Below are 19565 nucleotides of genomic sequence, written 5' to 3'. Positions count from 1 at the left end.
GAGCCGGAGCGGCATGGTGATCCGCGGTATCTGGCGGAGTTGATCACGGCTGAGCGGGTGTCGGTCATCCATTTCGTGCCGTCGATGTTGTCGGTGTTCCTGGATGTCTTGGGCGATCGGGTGGGTGAGCTGTCGTCGTTGCGGTTGACGTTCACCTCGGGTGAGGCGTTGACCGCGCCGGTGGCGCAGGCGTTGGTGGCGGCGTTGCCGGGCAACGAGGTCCACAATCTGTACGGTCCGACCGAGGCGGCGGTGGACGTGACCGCTCATCAGGTGCGGGCGGGGGAGACGTCGGTGCCGATCGGCGTCCCGGTGCCGAGCACCACCACCTTCGTCCTCGACTCGCGACTGCAGCTCGTGCCCTCGGGCGTGCCCGGGGAGCTGTATCTGGGGGGCGTGCAACTCGCCCGCGGTTACGCCTCGCAGCCCGGCCTGACCGCCGAACGGTTCGTCGCCAGTCCCTTCGCGGCTCCCGCGCGCGGCGAGGCGGCCGACAACACCGACGGTTTCGGTGACCCCGGTGAACGTCTGTACCGTACCGGCGATCTCGTCCGCTGGAATGCCCGTGGCCAGTTGGAATACCTGGGCCGCACGGACTTCCAGGTCAAGCTTCGCGGACAGCGACTGGAGCTGGGGGAGGTCGAGTCCGTCCTCATGTCGGCGCCGGGTGTCCTCCACGCGGCCGCCACCGTGGCGAAGGTGTCCGGGCAATCACACCTCGTCGCCTATGTCTCGCCGGCGTCGGTCGACATCGACGCGGTGAAATCGGTTGTCGCGCGGACACTGCCGGCCTACATGCGGCCCACGGTGTGGATGGCACTCGAGCAGCTGCCGCTGAACAGTGCGGGCAAGGTCGCCCGGCGTAAGCTGCCGGTCCCCGAACTCACCGTCGAGGAATTCGCCGCACCCGAGTCCGACGCCGAGACCTCGATCGCGGCCATCGTCGCCGATGTGCTGGGCACCGACCGGGTCAGCGTGACGCAGTCGTTCTTCGACCTCGGCGGCAACTCGCTGTCCGCGGCGCGGGTCGCGGCGCGTGTGGCCGACCTGCTCGACGTCGACGTGTCGGTGGGCGACCTGTTCGACGCGCCGTCGGTGCGGGATCTGGCCGGCCTGGTGTCCGGACGCGGCCGGAGCGTCCCGCGGGTCACCGCGATGCCGCGGCCTGCGCGGTTGCCGTTGTCAACGGCGCAGAGTCGCATGTGGTTCATCAACCAGTTCGACACCGCCTCGGCGGCCTACAACATCCCGATGGCGCTGCGTCTCACCGGAACTCTCGACCTCGACGCGCTCGAGGCCGCGGTCGGCGACGTGGTCGCCAACCACGAGATCTTGCGCACCACCTACCCCAGCGACGAGCAGGGGCCGTTCCAGCTCATCACCGATGCCGACACGGCCCGCGCCCGCCTCGACTGGCAGGCGGTGGAGACCGAGGAGGACCTGTTCGTCTCGGCGACCACCGGTTTCGACGTCGCCGCCGAGTTCCCCCTCCGGGTCCGGGTGCTGCGCCGCGATGCCGAGGCGGTGGACGTCGTCGTCACCGTGCACCACATCGCCTTCGACGGTGAGTCGACCCCGATCTTCGTGCGCGACCTGCTCGGTTCGTACCTGGCCCGGACGAACGCCGCACCACCGGTCGCCGCGCCCGCGGTCCAGTACGCGGACTTCGCGCTGTGGCAGCGCGAATACCTGGGCGCCGCAGATGATCCCGGCGCACCGATGGGGCGTCAGCTCGCGCACTGGCGCGAGGTCCTCGCGGATCTGCCCGCAGTGACCGACCTGCCGATGGATCGCCCGCGGCCGGCCGTGCTCGACACCGCGGCCGCCGTCGAGTCCGTGACCGTCGACGACGCGCTCGCCGCCGCCCTGGAAGACCTGGCGCGCAACCGCGACGTCACGGTGTTCATGGTGCTGCACGCGGCACTCGCCGTCACCGTCGCGCGGCTCGCCTCGACCCGGGACGTCGTCATCGGCACACCCATCGCCGGCCGCCCCGACGCCGCGCTCCACGACCTCGTCGGCATGTTCGTCAACACGCTCGTGCTGCGCACCGACGTCGACCCGGCATCGACCGTCGACGACCTCATCGCCACGATCCGCGCCACCGACCTCGATGCCTTCGCGCACGCCGACGTGCAATTCGATGATCTGATCGAGGAACTCGCGCCCGAGCGGTCCACGGCCTATCCGCCGCTGGTCCAGATCGCCTACACCCTCGTCGCCGCCGGGGGACAGCCGGAGGAGATCGACCGGGTGGAGCTCTCGGGTCTGAGTGCCGAACCGCTCGGGGCCGCCGCCCCGATCGCCAAGTTCGACCTCACCGTCTCGGTGTCCGAACGGACCGGGTCGTCGCCGATGCGGGCCGACTTCCTGTACGCCACCTCGTTGTTCGACGCCGCGACCATCCGCCGCTTCGCCGAGGTCTGGCTGCAGGTGATCGCCGCGATGGCCACCGACCCGTCGCTGCCCGTCGGAGACGTCGACATCGTCGGCATCGACGCGGCCACCCTCAGCGCGCCGAGCCGCAACTCCATCGGCGAGACGGCGCCGGCCGCCGACGGCGGGGTCACCGAGCCGGTGACCCTCATCGAACTCCTCGCGCGGCGCGCCCTCGACCCGCATCGTCCGGCACTGGTCCACGACGGCAACGAGATCTCGTACACGGAGTTCGAGGAACGAACCAATCGTCTCGCACGCCAGCTGATCTCCCGTGGGGTCGGGCCCGGCGACGTGGTCGCCGTCGGCCTCGAGCGGTCGATCGGGTCGGTGGTCGCCGTGTTCGGTGTCATCAAGGCGGGTGCCGCCTACGTGCCGATCGACCCCGCCTACCCGAGTGACCGCATTGCGTTCATGGTGGCCGATTCCGGTGTGCGCCTCGGCATCACCGATGCGCCGACGCGGGACCGGTTGGGAGAATCATCCTGCGAATGGCTCGAACTCGCCTCGCTCGACGATCCGGCCGTCGCCGGTGGACCCGTCACCGACGTCGAGCGTCATCGGCCGGTCCTTCTCGACGACCTGGCCTACCTCGTCTACACCTCCGGTTCCACCGGACGGCCGAAGGCGGTCGGGGTTCCGCATCGCGGCATCGCGAACTTCGTCGCCGCGCTGACCGAGGTCACCGGAACGCCGGCGCAGGCCCCCGACACCCGTGTCTTGCACGTCGCCTCCCCGAGCTTCGACGCCTCGGTGCTGGAGATGATGTGGTCGATCGCGGTCGGACACACCCTCGTCGTGGCGCCCGCGTCGGAGTACGCCGGCGATGCACTGGGCCGCATCCTCGAGCGTGATCGGGTCACCGACACCCTCATCACCCCCACGGTGCTGGCGACCGTCGACCCCCGCCGGGGCCGCACCGTCCGCAACCTCGTCACCGGTGGCGAGGCCTGCCCGCCCGAGCTGATCGCGCGGTGGGCCACACCGGAATCCGGCCGCCGGATGTTCAATTTCTACGGCCCGTCGGAGGCCACCGTCTGGGCGACCACCGGACGATCCGGGCCCGGCGCGCCCGTGACCATCGGACGACCGGTCCGCGGCTTCGCCGCCTACGTGCTCGACGGCCGTCTGCACCCGGTACCCCAGGGCGTGGTGGGTGAGCTCTACCTGTCGAGCGGCGACTCGTTGGCGCGCGGATACCTCGGCCGCCCCGGCCTCACCGCGTCTTCGTTCGTGGCCGACCCGTTCGCCCGCGAGGCGGGCCACCGCATGTATGCCACCGGCGACCTGGTGCGGATCACCGCGACCGGCGCGATCGAGTTCGCCGGGCGCGCCGACCACCAGGTCAAGATCAACGGCCAGCGAGTCGAACTCGGCGAGATCGAATCCGTTCTCGGTGACCAGCCGGGCGTCGGCTCGGTCGTCGTGACCGGTGTCGACGACGACCACGGTCGCACCCGGCTCGTCGCCTATCTCGTGGGCGACGACACCGCCGGCGACCGCCTCGACGCCGACGCCGTCCTGGCCGGGGCGGCGGATCGGCTTGCCGGACACATGATCCCGCACTCGGCGATGGTGCTCGACGAGCTGCCCGTGACCCCGGGCGGCAAGCTCGACCGGCGCGCACTGCCGGTGCCCGAGTTCACCACGCCCGCCGACGGATACGTCGCACCGGCGACGACCGCCGAAGAGACCCTCGCGGCGATCGTCGCGGGGCTGCTGGGTCTCGACACCGTCTCGGTCACCGAGTCCTTCTTCGCGCTCGGCGGCGACTCGATCATGTCCATCCAGCTCGCGTCCGCCGCGAAGGCCGCCGGGTTGTCGCTGTCGCCGCGAGAGATCTTCGAGCAGAAGACCATTCGCGCGATGGCGCGGGTGGCGTCGGCAGGTGGGGACCGGGCCCCGATGCTCGCGGAGCCCACCGACGATCCGGCCGGACGGGTCGATCTCCCGCCGATCGTGTCCTGGCTCGTCGACGCCGCGCGGACGCCGGCCTACCTCGCCGACTTCAACCAGTCGATGGTGCTCACGGCACCGGCCGGACTCACCGTCGCCCATCTCGGCGCGGTGCTCGGCGCGGTCGTCGACGCGCATCCGATGCTGGGTGCGCGCCTGGAGTCCGTCGGGGACACCCAGACCGGTGACACCTGGACCCTCACCACCGGAACACCTTTCGATCCCGGCGCCTCGATCGTGTCGGTGGCGACGGACACCGTACCCGGCGAGGCCGGGTTCGCCGATGCGCTGGTCGACGCGCATGCGCAGGCGGCGCGCCGCCTCGACCCGGCCGCCGGGCGGCTGGTCGCCGCGACGGTGGTCAGCGGCGCCGCCCCGCAGGGTTCTCCCGACGAGGCGGATCGGTCCGTACGAATAGTGCTGGTACTGCACCACCTCGCCGTCGACGCGGTGTCCTGGCCGATCCTGATCGAGGATCTGCTCACCGTCCACGCCGAGCTGGTTTCCGGGCAACCCGTGACGGTCCGCGCCGAGGAGACCTCGCAACGTGCGTGGCAGCGGGCACTCACCGCGCAGCTCGACGCCCGGCGTGGCGAGATCGGGTACTGGCTCGACCGGTCCCCAGCCCTTCCGACCGACTTCGGCGCGCCGCTCGACCCCGACCGCGACCGATACGGCACCCTGACCTCGATCGTCCACCGCGTCGACCCGGCCATCGTCGACCCGTTGACGACGACTGTGCCCGACGCCTTCTCGGCGTCGGTGGTCGACGTACTGCTCGGCACCCTCGCGCGCGCGGTCCGCTCCTGGCAACATGATCGCGGCATCGCCGACGCCGCCCCCGTCACCGTGCTCACCGAGGGGCACGGCCGATACGAGGACGTCCTGCTCACCGGCCCGGACCCGCGTCGCGCCGACCTGTCGCGCACGGTCGGCTGGTTCACCTCGATCGCCCCGCTCGCCCTCGATCCGGCCGACGACGTCGTCCACGCGGTCAAGGCGGCCAAGGAAGAACGCCTCGGCATGCCCGACTCCGGGATCGGGTTCGGCCTGTTGCGCTACGCCGCCGACGACCGCGGCCCCGACGACCCGGCCGCGCAACTGCATTCGCGTCCGCTTCCGACGATCGCGTTCAACTATCTCGGGACCCGCGGTACGACCGGTCAGAGCGAGGACCCGACGACCCCGGACGGGGCCGACCGCCTTTCGTCGGTCGCCCCGTCGTCCGATACCGCAGCTCCGGTCGGTGCAGGCTTCCTGCCCGCACCCGACGCGCCGTTCCTGCCGGCCACGGTGTCCGACGGGGTGGCGGCCATGAGCGTGCTGACGGTCAACGCGAGCACCGGTGCGTCTTCGAAGGGGCGTGTGCTCTCGGCCGATCTGCAGTTCCCCTCGGCGATCCTGTCGCCGGAGGACGTCCGCGACATCGCACGACGGTGGACCGCGGAACTCGCCGACGTCGTCCGCCTCGTCACCGACGGCGTCGACGTCGGCCGCTCGCCGTCGGACGTCCCGGGCGCAGAGGTGACCCAGCATGACTTGGACATCGTGGCGCAGCGGTTCCCCGGCGCGCAGGTCTGGGCCCTGTCGCCGCTGCAACGCGGGCTGTACTTCCAGTCCCAACTCGCGGGCACCGACGAACTCGATGTGTATGTGACGCAAGCGGTTCTGCACCTCGAGGGCGAGGTCGACCTCGAGCGGTTGCGCACCGCGGTGGTCGCACTGCTCGATCACCACCGCACCCTCAAATCGGGGTTCGTCCGGGTGCCCAGCGGGCACGTGGTCACCGTCGTGCCCGAGACGGTGCCGCTGCGCTGGCGCGTGCTCGACGTGCCGACCACCGCCGAGGTGGATGTCCGGGCTGCCGTCGACGAGGTGTCGGCGGCCGAGCGCACCGAACCGTTCGACCTCGCCGACCCGCCGCTGCTGCGAGCGGTGGTCGTGCGCCACGCACAGGGCACGAGCGTGGTCATCACCAACCATCACATCCTGTTCGACGGCTGGTCCGGGCCGCTCGTGTTGGCCGACCTGCTGGCGCTCTACGCGACCGGGACCCCGTTCACCGGTCAGGGAACGACCGAACGCACCGACTTCGCCGACTACCTGGCCCGCATCGCCGACACCGACCTCGACGCCGGTCTCGCGGCGTGGCGACGAGTCCTCGAACCGGTCGAGGAGCCGACCCTGGTCGCCCCCGGACTTACCGGCCACGCCGTCGAGGATGCCGAGAACGACTCCGCGGCAGACCATCTGCCGCGCGAGCATCGCTGGGTCCTCGAACCCGACCTGGTCTCGGGGCTCGAGCGGACGGCGCGGCAATCCGGTTCGACGACGGCCACGGTGTTGCAGCTCGCCTGGGCGGTGCTGCTGTCCCGGCTGACCGACAACCGGGTGGTCACCTTCGGCGAGACCGTGTCCGGACGTCCCGCCGGACTCGACGGCGTCGAGTCGATGGTCGGCCTGTTCATCAACACGCTGCCCGCCGTCGTCGACGTCGACCCGGATGCGACGATCGCCGAGGTCCTCGGCCGGTTGCAGTCGGACAAGACCGCCGTGCTCGATCACCAGCACATCGGCTTGCCCGAGATCCTCACCGCCGTCGGACGGCCACAGTTGTTCGACACCCTGACCGTGCACGAGTCCTATCCCGTCGACAACGACTCACTGGCCGGCGGTGCCGCCAGTGCGGCAGTGGGACTGGCGATCCGGGACGTCGAGGTCTCCGACGCCACGCACTACCCGCTCAACCTCGCGACCTCGCCGACCGCGTCGGGCATCGCGGTCCGGTTGACCTATCTCCCCGACGCCTTCGCCGACGACGAGATCGCCGTCTTCGCACGGTCCCTCGAACGCATCCTGTGGACCATCGCGAGCGACGCACGGACTCTGATCGCCGACATCCCGCCGATGTCGGAGGTCGACGAGACCCGCCTCGACACATGGTCGGCCGGCCCGGAGCTGATCCCGTCCGGCACCCATGTCGCCGATCTCCTGCTCGAGCGCGTCGCCGCGTCGCCCGACGCGATCGCGGTGGAGAGTCCGGCCGGGGCCTCGACCCGCGCGCATTCGACCTATGCCGAATTGGGAAGCAGGGTGAGCGTTCTCGCCCGGCGGCTGGTGGGTCTGGGGGTCGGACCGGAGGTCGCGGTCGGCGTGTGCATCCCGCGGTCGACGGAGATGATCGTCGCCGTCCACGCGATTCTCGCCGCCGGTGGGCAATTCGTGCCGATGGACCCGGCCGCGCCGGCCGATCGCATCGACTATCTGGCGCGCACCGCCGATGTCGCGGCGGTGCTGATCGGCCCGGGACTGGTCCCGGCGGGCATCGAGGCCCTCGACCCCGGTGTGACCGTCGTGGCCGTCGACGACGACTCGGACGCCGGTGAGCCGGCGTCGCTCTTCGCGCCGGCGGAGCGTTCGTCGGCAGTCGTCGGCGCGAATCCGGCCTACACCATCTTCACGTCGGGTTCGACCGGTCGTCCCAAGGGCGTCACGGTGAGTCACCAAACCCTGCGCGCCCATCTCGACTACGACCGCGGCGCCTACGATTTCGGCCCCGACGACGTCTTCCTGCAGGTGTTGGAGCTCACCTTCGATCCGTCGGTCGGCGAGATCCTCCGCCCGCCGCTCTCGGGTGGCCGCCTGGTGGTCATGGAGCCGGGTGCGCATCGTGACCCGGTCGCCGTCCTGCGCTACCTCGCGGACTTCGGCGTGACGTCGGCGACGCTGGTGCCCTCGATGCTCGCCGTGCTCACCGAGGTCGCCGATCCCGAACAGCTGCGCGGTCTCTCATGGCTGCGCTACCTGCACACGGGCGGCGAGGCGCTCCCGCAGAGCGTCGCCGAGACCGTGCGCGAGCTCATCCCGCATGCCCCCGTCAGCAACCAGTACGGACCGACCGAGGCGACCATCTACGCGACCGTCGCGCGGGTCGCGGGAGACTCGGTCTCCATTGGACGGCCCGTCGCGAACACCACCGCGCTGGTGCTCGACCATCGATTGCGCCCGGTGGCACCGGGATTCACCGGCGAGCTGTACCTCGGCGGCATCCAGTTGGCACGCGGATACACCTCGCGACCCGCGCTCACGGCCGAACGCTTCGTGCCGAACCCCTACGGCGCGCCGGGGTCTCGCCTGTACCGGACCGGTGACCTGGTCCGCTGGCGAGCCGACGGTGAGCTGGAATATCAGGGCCGCACGGACTTCCAGGTGAAGCTGCGTGGCCAGCGGATCGAGCTCGGCGAGATCGAGTCGGCCCTCACGTCGGCGCCGGGCGTCGTGTACGCGGCGGCGGCCGTCGTCGAGACCCCGGCCGGGCAGCAACTCGTGGCCTACCTGACGCCGTCGTCGGTGGACCTGGACGCGGTCAAACACTCCGTGGCGCAAGCGCTCCCTGAGTTCATGCGTCCCGGGATGTGGATGCTGCTCGACGAGATGCCGCTGAGTAGCGCGGGCAAGATCGTGCGACAGCAGTTGCCCGCGCCGACCGTCGACACCGCCGCGATCGTGCCGGTCGCCGGCCCGCGGGAAGCGGCGGCGGCGTCGGTCTTCGCCGAGCTGCTGTCGATGTCGCCGGAGAACGTCGGCGCCACCACGAACTTCTTCGACATCGGTGGCAATTCGCTGTCGGCGATGCGGGCGGCGGCCCGGCTCGGAGACGCCCTCGATGTCGATGTGACGGTGCGTGACGTCTTCGAGGCGCCGACGCCGCGCCTGCTGGCCGAACGCCTCGGCGACCGTACCGGCGGACTCCCGCCCATCGTCGCGGTGACGCCTCGTCCCGACCGGATCCCGTTGTCGTACGCCCAGCAGCGGATGTGGTTCATCAACCGTTTCGATCCGACGCTGGCGGCCTACAACATCCCGGCGGTGATGCGCCTGACCGGTGATCTCGATCCGGCCGCGCTCGGCGCCGCGATCGCCGACGTCGTCGCGCGCCACGACATCCTCCGCACCACCTATCCCGAGACCGGCGGTCAGCCGGTACAGCGGATCGCCCCGGCGGCCGACATCGCGACCCGGCTCGACCACGAGTTCGTGCCGACCGCAGCCGGACGCGACGGGGGAGAGGTCGTACTGGCCGCCGTCACAACGGGATTCGACCTCGCCGTCGACTGGCCGGTGCGGACCAGGCTGATCGAGATCGGAACCGGTTCCGGGGCATCCGAGTACATTCTCGCGGTGGTCCTGCACCACGTGGCGTCCGACGGCGAATCCCTTGGGCCGCTGGTCACCGACCTCACCGCCGCCTACCTGGCACGGGCCGCCGGTACCCAGCCGTCGTTCGAGCCGCTGCCCGTCCAGTACGCCGACTACGCCATCTGGCAGCGCCGCGCCCTCGGCGATGTCGACGACGCGGCGTCGGTGATGGGTGCCCAGCTGGAGTACTGGAGCGCGCACCTGGCCGGGATGCCCGATCTCCTGGAACTCCCGACCGATCGGCCTCGCCCGGCGGTCGCGTCGCAGCGTGGCTCGCGCGTGTCCTTCACGATCCCGGCGGACGTCACCGCCCGGATCGACACCGTCGCCGACGAGTTCGGGGTCACCCCGTTCATGGTGCTGCACGCGGCGCTGGCGGTCCTGCTCGCCGACCTGTCGGGAACCGACGACGTGGCGATCGGCACGCCGATCGCCGGACGTGGTGCCGCGGTACTAGATCCGCTGGTCGGCATGTTCGTGAACACGCTCGTGCTGCGTACCGCCCACGCGGCCGGTGACACGTTCGTCGACGTCCTCGGTCGCGTCCGACGCACCGACCTCGATGCCTTCGCCCATGCCGATCTGCCGTTCGAGACCCTCGTCGACCGGCTCAACCCGGTTCGTTCCGAGGCGTTCGCCCCGCTCACCCAGGTGTGGCTGACCCTGGACCAGGCGGTGGTCCCCGAGCTCGCCGGACAGTCGCTGTCGGCCGATCTCGGCGACATCTCGGTCAGCCCGCTCGACGCGGGCGAGGTGCCGGCGAAGGTCGATCTGCTGTTCTCGATCGCGAAGGCGGAGGCGGGCGAGACCTGGTCGGCGGCACTGCAATACGCCACCGATCTGTTCGCGGAATCCACCGCCACCGGCTTCACGGCCCGATTCGTCAACCTGCTCGGCGCGCTCACCGCGACCCCGAGCGCCCCGGTCGCCGCGGCGCCCATCCTGCTGGCCGGTGAGGCCGAGTCGCTGGTGCCGGTACACGGCGGCCAGGCCGCCGAGGCCGTGTTGCTGGGCGAGCTGTTCACCGAGGCCGGCACGCGGTACCGGCGTCGTACCGCGGTGGTCGACGCCTCGGGCGCCACCCTGTCGTACTCCGCGCTGCGCGCCCGGTCCAACCGCCTGGCGCGCTGGCTGATCGGTCGCGGCGTCGGTGCGGAAACACTGGTGGCGCTTGCGATTCCCCGGTCCGTCGACCTGTTGGTCGCGATCTGGGCGGTCGCGAAGACCGGCGGCGGTTACGTTCCCATCGATCCGGATTACCCTGCCGAACGGGTCGCGACGATGGTGGAGGACTCCGGCGCCCGGATGGGGCTGTCGGTCCACGCCGTCGGCGCGTTGCCGGACGAGGGCTTCGAGTGGCTCCGCCTCGACGACGCCGCGGTGGCCGCCGAACTCGACGCCACGTCGGATGCCCCGGTGGACCCGGCCGAGCAGACCGGTCCGGTCAGAACCGACAACGTCGCCTACGTCATCTACACCTCGGGGTCGACGGGACGCCCCAAGGGCGTCGCGGTGTCGCATTCGGGACTGCGCAACTTCGCCGTGGCGAAGTCGAGGGCGCTGGGAACCGAGGACGGGGCGGTGGTCCTGGGATTCGCGTCGCCGAGCTTCGACGCCTCGGTGCTCGAGTACCTCCTCGCGACGGTCAACGGCGGCACGCTCGTCTACCGGCCGTCGACCGCGGTCGGCGGTGCGGAGCTGCAGGAGTTCATGCAGCGACACGAGGTCGCCACGACCTTCCTCACGCCGTCGGTGCTGTCGACGCTCGACCCGGCCGCGCTGCCCAGCCTGCAGGCGGTCTCCGTCGGCGGCGAGGCCGTGCCGCAGTCGGTGATGGACGCCTGGGTGCCACACACCCGCATCCACAACGGATACGGCCCGACGGAGACCACGATCATGGTCGCGGTCTCCGAAGCGGCGGCGCCCGGCGACCCGGTCCGCCTCGGTGGTCCGCTGCCCGGCCTCGAGTTCCTCGTGCTCGACGCCCACCTGCGTCCGGTGCCGGTCGGTGTGGCCGGCGAGCTCTACGTCCTCGGCCCCGCACTCTCGCGCGGCTATCTCGACCAGCCCGGCCTGACCGCCGCGCGTTTCGTCGCCAGTCCCCTCGCCGGGGCCGGACGCCGCATGTACCGGACCGGCGACGTCGTGCGCTGGCGCGAGTCACCGTCGGGCGACCTCACCCTCGAGTACTCCGGTCGTAGCGACGATCAGGTGAAGCTCCGCGGCCTGCGCATCGAACTCGGCGAGATCGAGGCGGTGCTGCGCTCGGCGCCCGAGGTGCGTTCCGCGGTCGTCGTCGGCACCGGCTCGTCGGGGACCCCGAGTTCGGTGGCGTCGAGCCTCGCCGCCTATGTCGTCGGTGACGGTGTAGAGGTGGACGCTCTTCGTGGTCTGCTGGCCGCGCAGCTGCCCGGACACATGGTGCCTGCCTCGATCACGGTGCTCGACGAGTTCCCGCTGACCCCTGTCGGCAAGCTGGACCGAGCGGCGCTGCCGGCTCCCGAGGTGGCTTCCGTCGAATTCGTCGCCCCGGCCACCCCGGTCGAGCAGGCGATCGCCGATGCCTACGCCGAGGTCCTCGGCGTCGAACAGATCGGTGCCACCGACAGCTTCTTCGACCTCGGCGGCAACTCCCTCTCGGCCACCCGGGTCGCGGCGGCGCTGCGCGACCGCAACGGCTTCGACATCGAACTCGCGTGGTTGTTCAGCGATCCGACGGTGCGTGGCCTGGCCCGCCGACTGGCCGAGGACAACGCGGTGAGCAACGACGTGGTGATCAGCCTCCGCGGCGAGGGTTCGCGGCCGCCGCTGTTCTGCGTGCACCCGGCCGGCGGCCTGGCGTGGTTCTACGGCGGGCTGGCACCGCACCTGCGGGATCGGCCCATCTACGGACTGCAGGACCCGCATGTGGCGACCGGAGAGCCGAGCGTGACCGACGCGCGGGTGCTGGCCCGGCGCTATGTCGAGGAGATCCGGCGGGTCCAGCCGCATGGCCCCTACCATCTGCTCGGCTGGTCGGTCGGCGGCGTGATCGCCCACGCGATGGCCGTACACCTCGTGGAACTCGGGCAGCAGGTCGCCTACCTGGGGATCATGGACTCCCGCCCGGAGGACGAACCGGTGATCGTCCACGACGTCCCCCAGCACGGGGAGCCGGTCGAGGCGGCCGCGGCGGAGCCCGGGCCGGCGATCGAGCCGGACGCGTCCACCGTGGTCGACGTCCTCGGCGGCTGGCGGGATCTCTTCGATCTCGGCGACGACGTGCAGGCGTCCACCTCCGAGGAGGTCACCGCGATCATCCGGCAGCAGATCTCCGGCATGGGCCTGCTCGCGGAGGATCAGGTGGAACGCATCATGGACAGCTTCGAGTCCTCGACCCAGGTGGTCCTCGACTACCGGCCCGATGTCTTCGCCGGCGACGTACACGTGTTCACCGCGACCGAGGACAAGGACGACCCGTCGACCCTGGCCGCGGCCTGGCGGCCGTTCGTCACCGGCGCCGTCGACAACGTCGACGTGGCCACCCACCACCTGGGGATGGCGAACGCCGAGGCCCTCGCGGTCGTCGGACCGGCGCTCGATGCCCAGCTGTCGCAGGTCGACGGCGCCGGCGAGCGGACACCGGAATGAGGGGATTTGCGTGACATCATCGACCTGACCTCGCGTGAATCCGGGCGGCGAGCCACTACGTTCGACAACAACAAAGCAGGCGGGTGACGACAGTCGCCGTGCCGATGGAGAAAGGACACCCATGACGAACCCATTCGACGACGAGGACGGCCGCTTCTACGTGCTCGTGAACGACGAGAACCAGCACTCGCTGTGGCCGACGTTCGCCGACATCCCCGCCGGGTGGACCAAGGTCTTCGGCGAGGACAGCCGCGCCGCGTGCCTGGAGTACGTGGAGCAGAACTGGACCGACCTCCGGCCCAAGAGCCTCATCGAGGCGATGGAGGCGGACAAGAGCGGGGACGCCTGAGTCGGTGACGGGCCCCGACACTCGCGATCGCGAAAGTCGGTCGTGCTCGAATGTCGGGACAGTTGCACGTGGATAACAGGTAAAGAATCAACCCAGTGGTGACCTGTCGCAACTGCAGTCACAGCCGTAACATCGGATTGCAGCACAGTTACCGAAATTGTTGTGGAATATCCCACACATGTTGAGTCAGTGTTCTACTAGTTGAATGAGGTAGGGCACACTTGGTTGAAGGATCGCATGAGTACCAACGTCAGGGGAGGCGGAGACACAGCGATCGACGCTCCACGGGCGGGAAGGCAGTAATCATGGACCAGCTACTACTGGATGACATCCAGACACGAGGGGCGATCACGCCCCACCTGACCGCTGTTCGGCTGGGCGATGACGCTCTCACCTACGGTGAACTCGCCGATCGCGTCGAGGACTACGGCAGCGTGCTGGCCGAGTACGGTATGTCGCCGACCTCGGCGTTCTACGCCGCCCTGATGCACTGTATGCCGTCTCTCGTGGACATCGACCCGGTCGATTCCCGGTTGCAGGTCATCGGCGAGATCCAGGCCTGGCTCGGCCGCGAGCGCGGCGAGGTCGCCTCGGTCCGGCCCCGACTCCGCGCGGTCAGCTAGAGACCCGCACCGACATACCCGACGAGACCCGCCGACAGGCGGGTCTCGTTGTTTCTGCGGTCGTGCGACTGTGGCGGCGACAAGCGTGGCGGCGACAGGCCTCGAAGAATGCGCCCGCGGCTACAGTCCGGCGAGGAGCAGAACGAGGAAGAGGATCGGGCCGCCCACGATCACGCTGCCGGCGCCGGTCACGATGCCCGTGATCGCGCGACCGGTGCCCTTGCGCTCCGCGGGGGCGCGTCGAACCTGCCTGACTCCGACCGCGCCGGCGACGACGGCGATCAGCCCGAGGATCGCGCCCAGTCCCAGCAGGAGGGTCAGGGGTATGGAGATCAGCCCGGTGGTCAGCGCCAGCGAGGCTGCCGGAGCGACGGAACGGCCGCCGACGGGCCTGGTCAGGTACGGAGCCGGACGCGCCGGAAAGGTCCGCGCGGGCAGCGGCATCGCGGCAAGGGGTGCCCGACCGGCGTTCTCCAGGTCCCAGAAGTCGCCCACCGGCGGCAATGCGGCATGCTCTCGTGCCGGCAGCCGGCCGGCGTTGCGTGTCACCATCCGCGGTGACGATTCCGCCGCGGGCTCGACTTTGGTCGGCAGTTTCGGCGACGCGGGTACGGCAACGCGCACGTCGACCCGCGTGCCGGTCGGTTCGGCCGCAGCCGGCAACTCGGTGTCGTCGAGATCGTTGACGAGCGGCCACCGCGCGTGCCGCTGGGTCACCGGCGGAGCGAACGGATGGGTGGGTTGATCGGTACGCACGTACACCTCCTCGCCGCCCGGCTCCGGGTCGGAACCGCACCCGTCCGAGTGTAGGCGAGGAGGCGACGTACGCCGTGGGTCTAGTTGCCCTCTTGCTGGCCGCTGCCCATGCTGATCAGCTGCTGAATGGCGTCACCACTGAGCTTCCAGTCGCCGTCGACCTTGACGAAGCCGAGCTGGATGTCGACCGGCGTCGAAGAATGCGGGCTCTTCACCGCGACGGTCGCGGTGGCCTTGTCGCCGTCCTCGGTGACCTCCTTCACGGAGAACGCGTCCGGGGTGTATCCCGCGGCGGAGGCGCCCTTGGCGAAAGCCATCGCGGCCGGTTTGGTGGCCGGGTTGGTGACGTCGATGACCTGGTCGAGCTCCTCGGAGGAAGTGTTCGGGTCGATGGCCTGGCGCAGGGTTTCCTGTGCGTCGTCATTGCTGAGCCCGGTGACCTCGTCGACCGCGTCGCTGGCGGCGGTCTCGACCTGGCTCGCCGCGGACTCGACGGCGGTGGACACCGCGCTCGTCGCCTCGTCGACGGTGTCGGTGGACTCCGAACAACCGGTGGCGACGAACAAAGCGGCCCCGGCGAGGGTGACGGCAGCGACGGACTTCCGGATCTTCATGCGACTCTCCTCGATGCAGTTGTCTATCCGCGGCGCTTCTCCGCAGTGAGCCAACACTAACTCACCGGCCACCGGAATTAATCGGACCGCGGTCCGGTTATGCTCGATGTAATTATCACAAGGAGGCGCGACATGCAGTTCGGACTCTTCAGCGTCAGTGACATCACCACCGACCCGACCACGGGCACGACGCCCACAGAACACGAGCGGATCAAGGCGATCGTGCAGATCGCCAAGAAGGCCGAGGACATCGGGCTCGACGTGTTCGCGCTCGGTGAGCACCACAACGAGCCCTTCTTCTCGTCGTCGCCCACCACGACCCTGGCCTACATCGCGGCGCAGACCGAGCGCCTGCAGCTGAGTACCGCGACCACGCTGATCACGACCAACGACCCGGTCAAGATCGCCGAGGACTTCGCGATGCTTCAGCATCTGGCCGACGGGCGCGTCGACCTGATGCTCGGGCGCGGCAACACCGGTCCGGTCTATCCGTGGTTCGGCCAGGACATCCGGCAGGGGATCCCGCTGGCGATCGAGAACTACCACCTCCTGCATCGGTTGTGGACCGAGCATGTGGTGGATTGGGAAGGGCAGTTCCGGACCCCGCTGACGTCCTTCACCTCGACGCCCCGCCCGCTCGACGACGTGGCACCGTTCGTCTGGCACGGTTCGATCCGCAGTCCCGAGATCGCCGAGCAGGCGGCCTACTACGGGGACGGGTTCTTCGCGAACAACATCTTCTGGCCCAACGAGCACTTCCAGCGGCTGATCAACTTCTACCGCGAACGGTACGAGCACTACGGCCACGGCAAGGCCCACCAGGCCATCGTCGGGCTCGGCGGACAGTTCTTCATCCGGCCGAAGTCGCAGGACGCGGTGCGCGAGTTCCGCCCGTACTTCGACAACGCGCCGGTGTACGGACACGGTCCGTCGCTCGAGGACTTCACCTCGCAGACGCCGCTGACCGTCGGCAGCCCGGCCGAGTTCGTCGACAAGACGCTGACCTTCCGGGAGACCTTCGGCGACTACCAGCGTCAGCTGTTCCTCGTCGATCATGCGGGACTGCCGCTCAAGACCGTGCTGGAGCAGCTCGACCTGCTGGGCGAGGTGCTGCCGGACCTGCGCGCCGGGTTCGCGGAGGGACGTCCCGACGACGTTCCCGACGCGCCGACGCACGCCTCGCTCGTCGCCGCCCGCCAGGAAGCCGATCAGGATGTGGAGGTGTCCTCGTGACCGCCCTGCGGATCGTCGCGGTGAATGCCGGTCTCTCCGAACCGTCGTCGACGCGACTGCTCGTCGACCGGATGGTCGCCGCCGTCACCGAAGGACTCGGGGTGGGCCGCGCGGACGTCGAGATCGTCGACGTGCGTGACCTCGCCGCCGACCTGGGGCAGGCGATGACGGTCGGCTTCGCCTCGGGCCGGGCGCGCGCGGCACTCGACGCGGTCGAGGGGGCCGATGCCCTGATCGTGGCGACCCCGGTCTTCAACGCGTCGTACAGCGGCCTGTTCAAGATGTTCTTCGATCTCGTCGACATCGACGCCATGTCGGGCAAACCGGTGCTGATCGGCGCGACCGGCGGCAGTCCGCGCCACTCGATGGTGCTCGACCACGCGCTGCGACCGTTGTTCGCCTACCTACGTGCCGTCGTCCTGCCGACCGGCGTCTACGCCGCGTCGGCGGACTGGGCGGGCGCCGGTGGGGACACCGCGTCGTTGAACGACCGGATCGGCCGTGCCGCAGCCGCACTCGTCTCGCTCCTCGGACCGAGGGGTGGCACGGGCCCGGGGAATGCCGGCGGCAACGGGGAACCGCCGCGCGCGCCCGTGGCCGACGGCAGGCAGCAGGCGGTCGAGGCCGCGGGGATCGCGAACTTCGCGAGGTTGCTCGGAACGGCGTGATGCGCTCTCACTCGGGGGCGGCGCGCCCCGGGGTGTTGGCCCGGGCGCGCAGCCGTGAGTGCGGCAGCGGCGGCGCGGGCAGGTGCTGCGTCGCACCGACGTAACCCTGCACCTGCCCGAAGCGTTCGCTGCGCGCCTCCCACTGGTCCCGGAAGCCGACGATGTCGTCGTGTGTGCGCCCGATGAAGTTCCACCACATGACGATGTCCTCCGCCAGCGGTGCGCCGCCGAGGAATATCACCCGGGCGTCGGTCTCGGCGACGTTGGTGAGCGTGATCCGCCTAGCGCCCAACCCGATGTAGCCCAGCTCGGTGCGGGCCAGCGGTGCGGCGTCGGCGCCGGCGACCTCGACGCTTCCGGTGTCGACGAGAATGCCGTGCTCGTGTTCGGGGTCGACGTCGATGTCGACGGCGGCGCCGGGTCCGAAGTCGAGCTGGGCGCCGGTCAACGGCGTGAACGTGTGCACCGGCGAGCGGGTGCCGAACAGTTCGCCGAGAAAGACCTTGGCGGTGACCCCGCCGAGGTCGAGAGCATCGGGCCGGTGGTGTGCGAAGTCGCGTGCGGTGTCGGCATTCTCGGCCGGCAACGCGACCCACAGCTGCACCCCGTGCAGGGTGGTGGTGTCGGGTGTCGAGACCTCGGTGTGGGCGATGCCGTGCCCGGCGGTCATGAGGTTGATCTCGCCGGGGCGGACCATCGCGTGGTTGCCCATCGTGTCGCGGTGCTCGACCTCGCCGGTGAACAGCCAGCTGACCGTCTGGAGTCCGGTGTGCGGGTGTGGAGGCACGTCCATCCCGCCGCTGCTCGCGACGTCATCGGGGCCGTAGTGGTCGACGAAACACCAGGCTCCGACCAGCGAACGTGACCGCTGCGGGAGGGTCCGGTGCACCGTCATCGCGCGTGGGCCGCCGAGCGGTACGTCGCGCGCGGTCAGGACGTCCATGTGGAGGAGGCCCGGGCCCGCGGCGACGCCGGCATCGGCATGGCACTCGACCTCGACCGGGTCCGTCTCGAGATTGCTCATGGAACCATTGTCCGCGACCGCGGCCCGGACGTCCGCGAACCCGGCGGAGATGGCGGTCAGACCAGCGTGGGGTTCTCGAAACGCATCGTGATCCGATCGACCGAGCTCGACATCAGGGCGTGCCGCCCCAGCTGCAGGGATCGGAGTTCGTCGGCGATGGGGTGGTCGCCGAGGGTCAGGCGCGCGCCGCCGATGCGGGTGCGGGTGCCGGTGGTCGAGGTGAGCCGCCACGGTGTCATCCGCGTGATCCCGTCCAGCTGCGAATAGGCGTGCAACACGGTGTCGGCGGTGGAGTCCGGGACCTTGAGCCCCGGCTTCACACTCAGGTCGGCGACGAGTGCGCCGTCGGACACGAGGCGGCCGCGTCTGGTGGCGGAGGAGTGATCGACCTCGAACTCGGCGAGTGTCTTCGGGAATCCCCAGATGCCGCGCCCGGCGGCCAGGGTGAAGTCGCCGTCGACGGGGAGCCGGTGCACCAGCGCACGCGCGTCCCCCTTCAGCAGGGAGCGCAATGCGCGGATCGGTGAGGCGGGTGGGGTGGTCGGATCCTCGACGAGGAAGCACACGCCGAACTCGTTGTACGGTCCGAGGTCGCCGTCGACGTAGTCGACGAACACGAGCATGCACATGGTGCGACCCGGTCGGATGCGCAACGGGCGAAGCGTCCCGGGCTGTGCCGATTCGGCGTCGATGGCCCGTGCCACGGCCCGGGTGTCGGCGGTGAAACCGGCGACGAAGCACCGTGCGTGCCGGATCTCGACCGGCATGGTCACCGGGGTACCGAGTACATCGTGCGTCGAAGGTGCGCTCACCTGTTCTGCTCCTGCGGGTCGGATCGGGTCGGGTCTGGTCGGGGGCTGGTCGGTTTGTCGCCGGCCGACGCCGGCACGATCACCCTTTTTAGAACATGTTCTAGTCTTGCATGCCTTCGCTCCCGGCGGGACCCATCCGGGTGGTGTCCCCAAGAATGTGGACACGCCAGCTGTCAGATCGGGACCAGTTGGTGCAGTTTCGCGCTCCGACGGGTGATATGTCCGACTCGACACGTAGCTTTGATCGAGGTTTCAGTAACGTGAA

9 protein-coding genes are annotated in these 19565 nt (G+C 70.0%); 5 read left to right on the top strand and 4 right to left on the bottom strand.

All coding sequences use genetic code 11. The features are described from left to right. The 3 genes from AS181_RS13190 to AS181_RS13180 all read left to right on the top strand — a co-directional run. On the top strand, nucleotides 1-13221 hold a 13221-nt coding region (locus AS181_RS13190; RefSeq protein ID WP_058252038.1), incomplete at its 5' end, for a non-ribosomal peptide synthetase. Nucleotides 13222-13342: 121 nt separating this feature from the next. After that, nucleotides 13343-13570, top strand: a complete 228-nt coding sequence (locus AS181_RS13185; protein ID WP_006360234.1) for an MbtH family protein — start codon at nucleotides 13343-13345, stop codon at nucleotides 13568-13570. Nucleotides 13571-13875: 305 nt separating this feature from the next. Next, the gene (locus AS181_RS13180; RefSeq protein WP_006360233.1) at nucleotides 13876-14193 is read left to right on the top strand and encodes a hypothetical protein; all 318 of its coding nucleotides are present in this window, start codon (nucleotides 13876-13878) and stop codon (nucleotides 14191-14193) included. Nucleotides 14194-14313: 120 nt separating this feature from the next. Here AS181_RS13180 and AS181_RS13175 read toward each other — a convergent pair whose 3' ends face one another. Beyond that, nucleotides 14314-14949 (bottom strand): hypothetical protein, encoded by a 636-nt coding sequence (locus AS181_RS13175; protein WP_058252037.1) that lies wholly within the window; start codon nucleotides 14947-14949, stop codon nucleotides 14314-14316. Nucleotides 14950-15029: 80 nt separating this feature from the next. After that, nucleotides 15030-15563 (bottom strand): DUF4878 domain-containing protein, encoded by a 534-nt coding sequence (locus AS181_RS13170; RefSeq protein WP_006360231.1) that lies wholly within the window; start codon nucleotides 15561-15563, stop codon nucleotides 15030-15032. A gap of 132 nt (nucleotides 15564-15695) precedes the next feature. On the opposite strand from AS181_RS13170, the gene AS181_RS13165 reads away from it, so the two are divergent. After that, complete coding sequence (locus AS181_RS13165) at nucleotides 15696-16796, top strand: LLM class flavin-dependent oxidoreductase (RefSeq protein WP_006360230.1); 1101 nt, start codon at nucleotides 15696-15698, stop codon at nucleotides 16794-16796. Beyond that, on the top strand, nucleotides 16793-17464 hold the full coding sequence (locus AS181_RS13160) for a CE1759 family FMN reductase (protein ID WP_058252006.1): 672 nt from the start codon (nucleotides 16793-16795) through the stop codon (nucleotides 17462-17464). Before AS181_RS13165 ends, AS181_RS13160 begins: the two co-directional genes overlap by 4 nt. 7 nt (nucleotides 17465-17471) lie before the next feature. Here AS181_RS13160 and AS181_RS13155 read toward each other — a convergent pair whose 3' ends face one another. Then, nucleotides 17472-18488, bottom strand: coding sequence for a pirin family protein (locus tag AS181_RS13155; RefSeq protein WP_058252005.1), 1017 nt, complete (start codon nucleotides 18486-18488; stop codon nucleotides 17472-17474). A gap of 56 nt (nucleotides 18489-18544) precedes the next feature. Beyond that, the gene (locus tag AS181_RS13150) at nucleotides 18545-19300 is read right to left on the bottom strand and encodes an acetoacetate decarboxylase family protein (protein ID WP_058252004.1); all 756 of its coding nucleotides are present in this window, start codon (nucleotides 19298-19300) and stop codon (nucleotides 18545-18547) included. Between the last annotated feature and the right edge of the window lie 265 nt (nucleotides 19301-19565).

Source organism: Gordonia sp. SGD-V-85 (assembly GCF_001456905.1).
Classification (GTDB): domain Bacteria; phylum Actinomycetota; class Actinomycetes; order Mycobacteriales; family Mycobacteriaceae; genus Gordonia; species Gordonia hongkongensis.
Note: the sequence above shows the minus strand (reverse complement) of the source record. Positions and strands in the feature narration are given on the sequence as shown.

Excerpts from the sequence above, each read along its gene's own strand:
- AS181_RS13165 (WP_006360230.1), top strand. The coding sequence starts at position 15,696 with ATGCAGTTCGGACTCTTCAGCGTCAGTGACATCACCACCGACCCGACC.
- AS181_RS13170 (WP_006360231.1), bottom strand. The coding sequence starts at position 15,563 with ATGAAGATCCGGAAGTCCGTCGCTGCCGTCACCCTCGCCGGGGCCGCT.
- AS181_RS13185 (WP_006360234.1), top strand. The coding sequence starts at position 13,343 with ATGACGAACCCATTCGACGACGAGGACGGCCGCTTCTACGTGCTCGTG.
- AS181_RS13180 (WP_006360233.1), top strand. The coding sequence starts at position 13,876 with ATGGACCAGCTACTACTGGATGACATCCAGACACGAGGGGCGATCACG.
- AS181_RS13155 (WP_058252005.1), bottom strand. The coding sequence starts at position 18,488 with ATGAGCAATCTCGAGACGGACCCGGTCGAGGTCGAGTGCCATGCCGAT.